The sequence below is a fragment of the Alloalcanivorax profundimaris genome (assembly GCF_015265435.1).
Classification (GTDB): Bacteria; Pseudomonadota; Gammaproteobacteria; order Pseudomonadales; family Alcanivoracaceae; genus Alloalcanivorax; species Alloalcanivorax profundimaris.
Map to the genome: position 1 here is coordinate 1 of NZ_JABJWH010000009.1, position 12,058 is coordinate 12,058.

Sequence of the window (12,058 nt, forward strand, 5' to 3'; positions counted from 1 at the left end):
CCGTGAACCCGTCCCTGGGGGCTCCCGGTTTGACATCCTGTCAAACAGGGTCCCGGAAAGGGGGCCACGCCGAGACGCTTCGAGCTAAGCCGCGACAGCGGTTTTTTGGGGAGGGGTGAGGCCTCAGAGGCCCAGCTCGCGGAGTTGCTCGCGGGTCATGACGGAGACGGTTTCGGTGGCGTCGTCGAACACCACCGAGGCCTCGCCGCGCTTCAGCTGGGCGCGCACCTGCTCCACCTTGGTGGCGGTGGGCACTTCCTGCTCGCCGTAATCGGTGCCGTCGCGGGTGACGAATTCCTCGATCAGGTTGTCCAGGGTGGCCCTGTCGATGTCGGACCAGGGCACGATGATGGGCGTGCTCATATCGGCTTCATACTCGTGTCGGATTCAAACCACGTTGCCTTCCCGGGACCACTCGCAGCGTACCCGCAGCGGCTCCTCGGAGGGCTCATGGTAGTCGTCGGCGCTGTCCCAGAGAAAGGTGTGGAAGCCGGCGAATTCGGTTTCCAGATGCACCACGGCGCTGACCCAGTACATGCGCTTGAGCAGCCGTTCGAACTTGGCGATCCAGTGTTCCCATTCGTATTCCACCGCCCGGTAGGACATGCCGAAGTGAATCACCTGGGTCTGGAAGCCGCCGCCGGCGCCCGGGTCGCCGGCGATGGCGAACATGTCCTGGCTGAGGAAGGGCCACTCGTCCGCTTCCGGCAACGCGCGCAGGGCACGCCGGTTGTGAAAGCAGCTCGCCTTGCGCTGCCGTTCGTCGCCGAACGGCAGGTGCTTGATGCAGCCGTAGACGATGGATTCGTTATCCACGGCGGCTCCCCTGCGCGGTCATCGTCCGCAGCGCTCCAGCTGCACCGCGTAGCGGCTGGCCATGTCCTGGGCGCGGCGGGCGGAGCGCTGCATGTAGGGGCGGCTTTTCCACACGCCCCGGGCGTAGCCGCCGTGGCCGGCGTAGTAGGCCAGGTAAAGGTGGTAGGCGTCGTTGAGAGCGATGCCATTGCGCACGTGGCTCTGGTAGTGGTACCAGCCGACGAAGTCCACGGCGTCGCCGAAGTCGTCGCGCTTGGCGCCGCCGTGGCCGGTTTCGCGCTGGTACCAGGCCCAGGTGCCGTCCAGGGCCTGGGGGTAGCCGTAGGCGCTGGAGGGCCGCGTCCAGGGAATGAAGCCGAGCAGCTTGGTGCGCGGTGGCTTGGCGTGGGCCTGGAAGCCGGATTCCTTGTAGATGGTGGCCATCAGGATCGCCACCGGCACGCCGTATTCCTGTTCGCTGCGCTTGGCGGCCTTGTACCAGTTATTGAACCAGCCGCCCTTCTGATCGAACACCGCGCAGACGTCGTCGATGTGGGTGGGGGTGGTGGCGCAGCCGCCGAGCAGCAGCAATGTCAGCGCCAGAACCAGGACGCGCATGAAGGGACCTCACGATTTCGGCTTGGCGACATGGTAACCGGCGGGGCGGTGGGCCGCCATCACCGATGGTAGCGACATCGGTGCGCCGGCCACGATCATTGTTCCGGCAATGAAAGACCGTGGCCGGCCAGGAAGTGGACGAAAGTGTCCTCGTCCATGACCTCGACGCCGAGCTTCTCGGCCTTGGCCAGCTTGGAGCCGGCGGCTTCGCCGGCCACCACCCGGGCGGTGTTCTTGGAAACGCTGCCGGCCACCTTGGCGCCCAGGCTTTCCAGGCGTTCCTTGGCCTCGCCCCGGGTGAGCCGGCTCAGGGTGCCGGTAAGCACCCAGGTCTGGCCTTCCAGGGGGCGCTCGTCGGCGGCGCCGGCGGGGGCCTTGTCGGCCAGTTTGGCGGCGTACGCCTCGGCGGCCCGCAGACGCGCCAGCCAGTCGTCGGCGCGCAGGCCTTCCTTCAGCTTCTCCAGGGTGGCGGCCTTGACGCCGGTGTCGGCGTCGTCCTCGCCGGCCTCCACCGCCTTAAGCAGATCGTCCAGCGCCCGGTAGTGGCGGCCCAGGGTCTCCAGGGTTTTGTCGCCCACGCCGCTGAGCGGCATGCCCAGGAACTTGGCGCCGCGCAGGAAACCGGCCAGGGTCAGGGCGTCCACGAAGCGCCTTGAAGGCACGCCGTCGCTGGCCGGGGTGACGCCGGCGGCGAGCAGGTCGTCGATCACCTTCTCGTTGTGGTCCTCGGCGAAGAAGGCGGCGATCGCCCGGGCCACCTCGCCGCCCACGTCCGGCACCTGCAGGAACAGCATCAGCGGCGCGTGGCGGATCGCCTCCAGGTCGCCGAAGCAATCCGCCAGCGCCTTGGCGGTTTCCTCGCCGATCTGCAGGATGCCGAGGGCGAACAGGAAGCGGCTCAGGCTGTTGTGCTTGGAGGCTTCCAGGGCCGCCATCAGGTTGGCGGCGGACTTCTCGCCCATGCGCTCCAGGCCGGCCACGTCCTCCGCCTTGAGCTTGTACAGGTCGGCCACGTTGTCGATCAGCTCCTGGTCCACCAGGGCGTCCACCAGCTTGTCGCCGAGGCCGTCGATGTCCATGGCCCGGCGCGAGGCGAAATGCTTGATCGCCTCGCGGCGCTGGGCGCCGCAGATCAGGCCGCCGGTGCAGCGCGCCACCACGCCGTCGTCGGCGCGCAGTATCTCGCTGTCGCACACCGGGCAGCGTTCCGGCAGGTGGATTTCCCGGGCGTTGTCGGGGCGCCGCTCGGGCACGGTTTTCACCACCTTGGGAATGACGTCGCCGGCGCGGTAGATCACCACGGTGTCGCCGACGCGGATGTCCAGGCGGCGGATCTCGTCGATGTTGTGCAGGGTGGCGTTGCTGACGGTGACGCCGCCCACCTGCACCGGCTCCAGCTTGGCCACCGGGGTTAGGGCGCCGGTGCGGCCCACCTGCCAGTCCACGTCGTTGAGCACGGTGAGCTCTTCCTGGGCCGGGAATTTGTGGGCGATGGCCCAGCGCGGCGCGCGGCTGACGAAGCCCAGGTCGCGCTGCCAGTCGAAGCGGTCCACCTTGTAGACCACGCCGTCGATGTCGTAGTCGAGCCGTTCGCGGCGTTCCTGGATGTCGTTGTAGAAATCCAGCAGCGCGTCGATGCCCTGGCAGCGGCGCACCTCGCCGTTAACGCGCAGGTTCAGGTCGCGCAGGCGCTCCAGCATGGCGGAATGGGTATCCGGCCAGGGCTCGCCTTCCAGCCGCGCCACGGAGTAGGCGTAGAACTCCAGGGGGCGCTCGGCGGTGATGCGCGAATCCAGCTGGCGCAGGCTGCCGGCGGCGGCGTTGCGCGGGTTGGCGAAGGTCTTGTGGCCGGCCTCTTCCTGGCGCCGGTTGAGGTCGCGGAAGCCGCTGTGCGGCATCACCACCTCGCCGCGCACCTCCAGCAGGGCCGGCGGGTTATCGCCGCGCAGGCGCAGGGGGATGGAATCGATGGTGCGCACGTTGGCGGTGATGTCCTCGCCGGTCTCGCCGTCGCCCCGGGTGGCGCCGCGCACCAGGCGGCCCTGCTCGTAGACCAGGGACACCGCCAGGCCGTCCAGCTTGGGCTCGGCCACGTAGTCCACCAGGCCGCTCACGTCCAGGCGATCACGCACGCGCTGGTCGAAGTCACGCAGTTCCTGGTCGTTGAAGGCGTTGCCCAGGCTCAGCATGGGCACCGCGTGGCGCACTTCCTCGAAGGCGTCCAGGGGGGCGTCGCCGACCCGCTGGGTGGGCGAGTCCTCGGTGACCAGGTCCGGGTGCGCCTCTTCCAGTTCCTGCAGGCGGCGGAAGGCGCGGTCGTATTCCGCGTCCGGCACGGACGGATCGTCCAGGGTGTAGTACCGGTAGGACCAGTCGTTGAGGGTGGTGCGCAGTTGTTGGATCTCGTCGGCGGGGGCCGGGGTTTTCTTCGAGGTCACAGAGTATTGGGTCCTTGCTTTGGGGACGACCGGATGGCGTTCCGCTTCGGCCGCGATGGGCGCCGGGGTATCCGGTCGCTATCGCGGCCGAAGCGGAGTGCCGCCCAGCGCTCGTGCCGCTTCCTGGAGAGCGCAGTGCGGCGGCGGTCAGGCGCCGTGGGAGACGCGCTGGCGGCGTTCGAATTCCTGCACGCGCTGGCGCAGGTGCTCCATGGTTTGCGGCGTGAGCACGCTGTGCTGTTCGTCCTTGAGCTCGCCGTCCAGTTCATCGGCCAGGCGGCGGCCGATGGCCAGCATGCGGTCCAGGGCGGCCAGGGGCTCGCCGGGGCCGGGCAGCTTCATGAAGAAGGTGATGCCGGCGAAGCCCTCTTCTTCCATGGTGTCGATGTCGAAGGTGCCCGGTTCCACCGCGTTGGCCACGGAGAATTCCAGCTGGTCGCCGGCGTTGCTGTCGCGGTGGCGGTGGAAGATCTGCATGTCGCCGTAGCGCAGGCCGCCTTCCAGCAGCAGGCGCAGCAGGGCCTGGCCGTCGAAGCGGTCCGGGCGGCGGGCGATCAGGTGGAACACGATCACTTCCAGCGGGGGCGCGTCCTGGGCCGGGGCGTGGTTGTTGCGCGCGCGGGGCGGTTCCGGGGGGGCCTCGGGGGTTTCGCGGCCGGAGCCGCTCCTACCGGGATCGTCCGCGGCGCGGGAAGGTTGCAGCGGCTCCGGTTCGGGACGCGGCTCCGGCTCGGGTTCCGGCTCCGGGGCCGGCGGCTCGGGCTCCACCCGGGGCGGCGGCTCGGCGGCGCGGGGCGCCGGGTCGCCGGCCTCGCCTTCGCCGTCGAACAGGCTGCCCTGCTCGGCGCGGCGGGCGGCGCCTTCCTCCGGTGGGGTCTCCGCCGGGTCCATCATCATCGGCGGGTCGGCGCGGTCGAGCGGGTCGTCGACGCCGTCCATGTCGAAGGACGCTTCGCCACGGCGGCGGACCCGGGGTTTGCCCAGGTCGTGGGGGTATTCGTCCTCGTCGTTGTTGTCGTCGCCCTTGCCCTTGCCGAAACGGCGGTCGATGCGCATGCGCAGGCGGCCGTGCCGCTCGCGGATCATGCGTCGCACGCCATCGGCGAGAATCAGGAGGATCAGAATGACCAGGATGCCAATCAGTGTTTCCAGATTCAGGCCCATGTTGCCTCTTCCTTAGCTTGGCTTGCGTCGCCCAGATTCATCGGATCGGTGTGCTCCCGCGTTACGTCCCGCATTACATGGCCGCCATTTCCGCGGCTTCGTCCACGTCCACGGACACCAGGCGGGATACGCCCGGTTCGTGCATGGTCACGCCCATCAGGGTGTGCGCCATTTCCATCGCGATCTTGTTGTGCGTGATGTAGATAAACTGTACCCGCTCCGCCATTTCCGACACCAGATTACAGAAACGCCCCACGTTGGCGTCGTCAAGGGGGGCGTCCACCTCGTCGAGCAGACAGAACGGCGCCGGGTTCAGTTCGAAGATACTGAATACCAGGGACAACGCCGTGAGCGCTTTTTCACCCCCGGACAGCAAATGAATGGTGCTGTTGCGCTTGCCCGGGGGCCGCGCCATGATCGCCACGCCGGTGTCGAGCAGGTCCTCGCCAGTGAGTTCCAGGTAGGCGTGGCCGCCGCCGAACACCTTGGGAAACAGCTCCTGGAGCCCCTTGTTGATGCGGTCAAAGTACTCCTTGAAGCGGGTACGGGTCTCCCGGTCGATCTTGCGGATGGCGTTTTCCAGGGTCTTGAGCGCGTCTTCCAGATCGTCGTTCTGCTGATCCAGGTACTGCTTGCGCTCGGACTGCTGCTGGTATTCCTCGATCGCCGCCAGGTTGATCTGGCCCAGGCGGGCGATGCGCTGGCCGATGCGTTCCAGCTCCTCGGCCCAGTCTTTCTCGTCCGCCTCCTCGGGCAGGTTGTCGAGCACCGTGTTGAGGTCGAAGTGCTGCTCGTCGAGCTGCTCGGCCACGGTCTGGCGGCGGGTGGTCAGGTCCTGCCACTGCATGCGCTTGCCGTTGATGGTGTCGCGCACTTCCTGGGCCTGGCGCTCGTGCTGGCCGCGCCGGCCTTCCAGGTCGCGCATGCGGTGCTCCACGTCCTCCAGGCGGCGGCGCGCCTCGGCCAGTTGCTGCTCCGCCTCCAGGCGCTGTTCCAGTTTTTCCTCCAGCTGTTCCTGGAGTTCCAGGCCCGGGTCGCCGCCCTCGCTGGCCTGCTCCTCGAGCTGCGCCTTGCGCTCGCCGAGGCTGGCCACCTGGGAGGACAGGCGGTCCAGGTTCTGGCGCAGGGCGTCCGCCTGGGTGCGCGCGCCCTGGGCGTCCATGGCCAGCTGGTGGGACAGGTCGCGCTGCTGGCGCGCCTGCTGGCGGGCGTCGTCAAGGCGGGCGCGGGCTTCGTCGCGCTTTGACAGCAGCGCCTCGCGCTCGCCGGAGTCCTGCTCCATGGCGTCCAGGGCTTCCTGGAGCACGGCGCGGGCCTCCTTGACCTGTTCCTCCTCCTGCTGGAGCTGCCCGCGGGCCTCCTCCATCTCGTTGCCGAGGCGCTCGCGGCGCATGGTGATCTGCTCCAGGCGCACCTGGCGGGCACTGACCTGGGCGTTCACCTCGCCCAGTTCCCGGTTAATGCGGGCCGCCTGGCGCTGCACTTCCTCGCGCTCTTCCTCCAGCTCGGCGATCGCCTCGCGGGCCTCTTCCAGGGCCGCCTTGAGCTCTTCCACCCGGGCCTCGCCGGTGTCGATGGTGCCGGCCAGAGCCTCCAGCTCGCGGCGACGCTCCAGCACGCCGGCCTCCTGGTCCTGTTCGCGCACCACCTTGAGCCAGTCCGGGCCCAGCCAGATGCCGTCCCGGGTGACCACGGATTCGCCGGCGGCCAAGCGCCCGCGCAGGGCCAGGGCGGCCCCCAGGTCCTCGGCGGCGTGCACGCCGGCGAGCAGGCCCTCGGGGACCTCGCCGCGCACATGGCGGCGCAGCAGGGTATCGCCGTCGGCGGCATCGGGGGCGCTGTTCTGGATCAGGGTGACGCGGCCGTGGGTGAGGTCGCCGAGCCAGTCGCCGACCCGGTCCAGGCCGTCGATGGCCACCGCCTGCAGGGCCTCGCCGAGCACCGCTTCCACGGCGTTTTCCCAGCCTTCGGCCACCTGGATGCGGTCCGCCAGGCGCGGGTGTTGGTCCAGCTCATGGCGCTCCAGCCACTCGCTGACCGCGCCGTCGTCGCCCATGGCCGCCTTCTGCAGGGCCTCCAGGGAGGTGTGGCGGTTCTTGGCCGCCTGCAGCCGGTCGCGGGCCTCGTCCAGCTCGCGGCCGCGCTCGCCGTTCTCCCGGCGCAGCTGGTTGATGCGCTCCTGCAGGCTCTCGGCGCGCAGCTCGCTTTCCTCGCCCTGCTCCCGGAACTCCGCCACCTGCTCCTCGAGCTGGCGCATTTCCTGGGCCAGGGGCCCGGAATCCAGGGATTCCTGCTCCTTGGCCAGGCGCTCCAGGCGGTCGCCCAGGCGCTCGATGGATTTTTCCAGGTGCTGGATGCGGGACTGCTCCACCTCCGCCTGACGGCGGGATTCACCGGCCTTGTTATTGAACGCTTCCCAGGCCTGCTGCCATTCCTGCATGGCGTCCTCGGCCAGGGCCAGGGCCTCGGCGGCGGTTTCCTCGCGCTCCCGGGTCAGCTCCAGATCCGGCTCCAGGCTGGCCAGGTTCTCGTCCAGTTCCGCCAGCTTCTCGGCATCGGCGCTCTGGTGGGCCTCCGCCTCCTTCCAGCTGGCGCTCACCTGCTCCAACTCCTCGTAGAGCTGCTGGCGCCGCTCGCGCTGGTGCTGGATGCTCTGCTCCAGGCGCGCCACCTCGGCGCCCAGGGCGTAGTAGCGCTGTTGCACCTGGTTGAAGCTTTCCTGGACGTCGTTGTGGTTCTCGCGCAGGGCCTCGATCTCGGCGTCGGCGTGGCGCTGCTCGGCGATGCGCGCCTCCAGGGCCACTTCCAGCTCGCCGATCACCTGATCAAGCTGCTTGACCTGGGTGTCCAGGCCTCTCCAGCGCAGCGCCTTGAGCTGGGCGCTCTTGTGGCGCTCTTCTTCCTTGTACTGCTTGTACTTCTCGGCGGCGGCGGCCTGGCGGCTGAGGCGTTCGAGCTGGCGCTCCAGCTCCTCGCGGATGTCGGTGAGGCGCTCCAGGTTCTCGCGGGTGCGGCGCATGCGGTTCTCGGTCTCGCGGCGCCGCGCCTTGTATTTGGAGATGCCCGCCGCTTCCTCGATGTAGACCCGCAGTTCCTCCGGCTTGGCCTCGATCAGGCGGGAAATCATGCCCTGCTCGATGATCGCGTAGCTGCGCGGGCCCAGGCCGGTGCCCATGAAGATGTCGGCGATGTCCTTGCGGCGGCATTTGGTGCCGTTGAGGAAGTAGTTGGACTGGCCGTCCCGGGTCACCTGGCGTTTCACGGAGATTTCGTTGAACTTGCCGTACTCGCCGGTGACGGTGGCGTCGGAGTTGTCGAAGATCAGCTCGATGGAGGCCTGGGCCACCGGCTTGCGGGCGTTGGAGCCGTTGAAGATGACGTCCGCCATGGATTCGCCGCGCAGGTGCTTGGCGGAGGACTCGCCCATCACCCAGCGTACCGCGTCGATGATGTTGGATTTGCCACAGCCATTGGGCCCGACCACGGCGGTCAGGTTGTCCGGAAACGAGGCCGACGTGGGATCCACGAACGACTTGAAGCCGGCCAGCTTGATGGTTTTCAGTCTCATAGGGTGCGAACCGCGGCCATCGCCGCTCCAACGATCTAAAGCAGACTAGTCTAGCGGCAAGAGGGCTTGAATTCACCCGGCCCGGGGGCTTTTTACGTGTGCTTGCGGTAACCGGGAGGGCCCGGCCGCGCTTGTCGCTCCAGCGGGGACGGGATGGGGGCGGAAGGTGCTAGAATGCGCGCCCTTCCCTGCTTTCCAGGCCGTGCCATGACCGATACCGATTTCGCTTCCCTGCCGCTGGACGCCGCCACGCTGGCGAACCTGGCGTCGCTGGGCTTCACGGCCATGACGCCGATCCAGGCGCGCAGCCTGCCCGTCATTCTCGAGGGGCGGGACGTGCTCGCCCAAGCGGGCACCGGCTCCGGCAAGACCGCCGCGTTCGGGCTAGGGCTGCTGCATTCGCTGGACCGCCGGGACTTCCGTTGCCAGGCCCTGGTGCTGTGCCCCACCCGGGAGCTGGCGGACCAGGTGGCCCGGGAGCTGCGGCGGCTGGCCCGGGGGACGGACAACATCAAGGTGCTGACCCTGTGCGGCGGCGTGGCCATGGGGCCCCAGGTGGGCTCCCTGGAGCACGGCGCGCAGATCATCGTCGGCACCCCGGGGCGGATCGAGAAGCACCTGGCCAAGGGCACCCTGTCCCTGGACGGCCTGAATACCCTGGTGCTGGACGAGGCCGACCGCATGCTCGACATGGGCTTCGTGGACAGCATCGCCGGCATCGTCGAACGGACCCCGGCGCGGCGGCGGACGCTGCTGTTCTCCGCCACCTGGCCGCCGGCCATCCAGGCCCTGGCGGGCCGCTTCCTGCGCGATCCGGTGTCCATCAAGGTGGCCACGGAAGAGGACCGCCCGGACATCGAGCAGCGTTTCTACGAGGTGACGCCGGATACCCGCCTGGAGGCGGTGACGCGGCTGCTTTACAGCCTGCGGCCCACGTCCTGCGTGGCCTTCTGCGCCACCAAGCGGCAATGCCAGGAGGTGGCGGACCACCTGAACGCCCAGGGCGTCTCCGCCCGGGCCCTGAACGGGGACCTGGAGCAGCGCGACCGGGACCAGGTGCTGGGCCTGTTCGCCAACCGCAGCCTGGCGGTGCTGGTGGCCACGGACGTGGCCGCCCGGGGTCTGGACATCGCCGCCCTGGATCTGGTGATCAACCTGGAGCCGGCCCGCGACCCGGAAACCCACACCCACCGCATCGGCCGCACCGGCCGCGCCGGCGAGCGCGGCCTGGCGCTGACCCTGGTGGCGCCGCCGGAAATGCGCCGCGCCCTGGCCATCGAGGACCAGCACCCCGGCGCCCTGCCCTGGCACGCCCTGGACCAGGTGCGCCCCCACGCCGACCGGAGCCCGCTGCGGGCGCCCATGGCGACCCTGTGCATCGGCGCCGGCCGCAAGCAGAAGCTGCGCCCCGGCGACATCCTCGGCGCCCTCACCGGCGACGCCGGCCTGCCCGGCGACAAGGTGGGCAAGATCACCCTCTTCGACCACCAGGCCTATGTGGCCGTGGACCGCGCCGTCGCCGACAAGGCCCTGCAGCGCCTCCAGGCTGGCAAGATCAAGGGCCGCTCCCTGCGCGTGCGCCGGCTTTAGCCGGCGGCCACGAAAAGCGGCCTGGCTCAATCGCGATTGGAGGCGATTTTCCGGCGACCAAAGTTTGCCAACCAAAATCGGGGATTCCTCTGGCCACTTACTGCTCAGCCCGTTTAGTGATCGCCCCCACCATTAATCCCCTACTGGATCAAGACCTAGAAATGCCGCTCTACTTTTAAAAATCAGACCTGCTTACCCGTATCGCCGCATACCTAGAAACGCGAACAGCACTTCAAAAACCGAACCTGACCAAACGCGAAAGCCACCTAACAATAGGCGCTATTCTCTAATAACCCTGACACCATAAAAAGCAACACCAAGACCAAACGGCTCACCATACGCACTCCAGCCGCCATAAGTGTTGCAGTTGCCAACATCCACCAAAATTCTTATGGGAAGCCGCTGAGCTTGAGCCGCAAGCAAGGTAGCAACCCGGGTTTTCGCGGCACCGTTGAAGTCGGCGCTGGTCCAATAGCTGAAAATGCCATGGGTATCTGTAGGTGCACAGCCGACGCTCAGTGGTTCATTGGAAGATACTCTTACAGTCATGACATTTTTATCATACTGAGAATACACCACAACATCTTCAACCATTAAATCCTGATCAAGCCAAACTTGATCAGCAAAAGAGTGTGAAGAAACAGACAATAAAAAAGCAACGAAAACTCGTTTTACCACCTTCATCATAGTCCCCCTTTAAAAAGTAACTTTAAAACCATATTTTTCAAAATCATTTATTAATCCAAAAACCAATATCCGAGCAACGCACAGAAAACGGCAAGGCCAGCGTGATCAGATTCAACCTTCGGTATCGGCTCGACTGCCAATTTTCAACTGCCATACCAAAGCCGAACTCAAACGCACCCCGCACGAACCCATGTCATTAGCGGCCCCTTCGATATAGCGCCTGTTCGGAACCGTTTGCTAGTCACTCAGAGAACCTAATACCCGTCCAAAAATTGCCATATGGACGAGCGGAAGTAGAGGAGCAGCGAGAGGTCTCAAAATGGATATCCACAGGCAACTTCTGGGCATGGGCAGCGAGCGCCGTGGAGTATTGAGCCTGAACCCTTGAATGGGGCTTATCCTCCGACCACCAAGTAACAACCATCACGTCAGATGCGGTCGTATTCCCATCACTCCATGTCAGGGCACAATTCGACACAGGAATGGAAACGTCGGCCGGCAAAGCCCTGAATTTGAGCATCAGTACATGATTACCATCATAATAAGAGCCAACCGAAACGACCTCGGCATTTTTTATGTACCAGCCTCTATTGGCAGCATTACCAACCATCACAATGGAAGAAAGAAACACCACCGAAATAATACTAAATTTCATACGCCCTATACACACCCATAAACGCAATTAAAGCGACCAAGTTCAGATCGGCCTCCTGGAGGCCGAAGCATCCACCACCATAAAATACAACAATAAAATATATAATGTTTCTTTCATTTTTCTATTTAGCAATCACCCGAACAACATGCACCTCCCAAACCACTGGGACCACAAAACTCCACGCAGACCGACGCAGCATTAAAAACACTGGTTCCACATACAACCTGACCGCCAACGACTTATCTCGAGCTAACGAAAGAACCAGTAACCTGCGCCACCATGGTTCTTCTTCTCTGACACCAAATTAGCAAAACTTTATCTTATTGACCGGCAAATAACCCAAATCAAAACCCAATCACACGTTATTGTTAACAACAAACACCAAACATGAAATCATAAAACAAAAAAATAACACCGCATCCATCCCACCCCCAGGCAAAAATAGAGAAAGAAACAAAACCAAAAACAACGAAAAAATATTCAAAACCAGAAAAAACTTTTTTTTATGGAAGAGCCCTCTAGTAAATTCAAAAACAATATACC

The 12,058-nt window shown here is 65.4% G+C and carries 9 protein-coding genes; 1 reads left to right on the top strand and 8 read right to left on the bottom strand.

Going from position 1 to position 12,058, the window contains the following annotated elements; all coding sequences use genetic code 11:
• Positions 1-123: 123 nt before the first annotated feature.
• The 6 genes from HMJ39_RS05375 to smc all read right to left on the bottom strand — a co-directional run bounded on the left by HMJ39_RS05375 (position 124) and on the right by smc (position 8,583).
• Positions 124-363: a YheU family protein gene (locus HMJ39_RS05375; RefSeq protein ID WP_161383083.1), complete on the bottom strand. Its 240-nt coding sequence runs from the start codon at positions 361-363 to the stop codon at positions 124-126.
• A gap of 24 nt (positions 364-387) precedes the next feature.
• Positions 388-816: a hypothetical protein gene (locus HMJ39_RS05380; RefSeq protein ID WP_161383084.1), complete on the bottom strand. Its 429-nt coding sequence runs from the start codon at positions 814-816 to the stop codon at positions 388-390.
• Between the two features lie 18 nt (positions 817-834).
• On the bottom strand, positions 835-1,413 hold the full coding sequence (locus HMJ39_RS05385) for a transglycosylase SLT domain-containing protein (RefSeq protein WP_161383085.1): 579 nt from the start codon (positions 1,411-1,413) through the stop codon (positions 835-837).
• Positions 1,414-1,508: 95 nt separating this feature from the next.
• The gene (gene ligA / locus HMJ39_RS05390) at positions 1,509-3,851 is read right to left on the bottom strand and encodes an NAD-dependent DNA ligase LigA (protein WP_194296556.1); all 2,343 of its coding nucleotides are present in this window, start codon (positions 3,849-3,851) and stop codon (positions 1,509-1,511) included.
• A gap of 147 nt (positions 3,852-3,998) precedes the next feature.
• Positions 3,999-5,015 carry a cell division protein ZipA gene (gene zipA, locus HMJ39_RS05395; protein ID WP_194296557.1) on the bottom strand — a complete coding sequence of 339 codons (1,017 nt, stop codon included), beginning with the start codon at positions 5,013-5,015 and terminating at the stop codon, positions 3,999-4,001.
• 73 nt (positions 5,016-5,088) lie between these two features.
• The gene (gene smc, locus HMJ39_RS05400; RefSeq protein WP_194296558.1) at positions 5,089-8,583 is read right to left on the bottom strand and encodes a chromosome segregation protein SMC; all 3,495 of its coding nucleotides are present in this window, start codon (positions 8,581-8,583) and stop codon (positions 5,089-5,091) included.
• Between the two features lie 207 nt (positions 8,584-8,790).
• Here smc and dbpA point away from each other — a divergent pair, with 207 nt between their 5' ends.
• The gene (gene dbpA / locus HMJ39_RS05405; protein WP_194296559.1) at positions 8,791-10,173 is read left to right on the top strand and encodes an ATP-dependent RNA helicase DbpA; all 1,383 of its coding nucleotides are present in this window, start codon (positions 8,791-8,793) and stop codon (positions 10,171-10,173) included.
• Positions 10,174-10,452: 279 nt separating this feature from the next.
• On the opposite strand, the gene HMJ39_RS05410 is transcribed toward dbpA, so the two are convergent.
• Together HMJ39_RS05410 and HMJ39_RS05415 are read right to left on the bottom strand one after the other, a co-directional pair.
• Positions 10,453-10,860 carry a hypothetical protein gene (locus tag HMJ39_RS05410; protein WP_194296560.1) on the bottom strand — a complete coding sequence of 136 codons (408 nt, stop codon included), beginning with the start codon at positions 10,858-10,860 and terminating at the stop codon, positions 10,453-10,455.
• Between the two features lie 241 nt (positions 10,861-11,101).
• A complete protein-coding gene (locus HMJ39_RS05415) occupies positions 11,102-11,515 on the bottom strand; it encodes a hypothetical protein (protein WP_194296561.1) in 414 nt (137 codons plus the stop codon).
• Positions 11,516-12,058 lie beyond the last annotated feature (543 nt).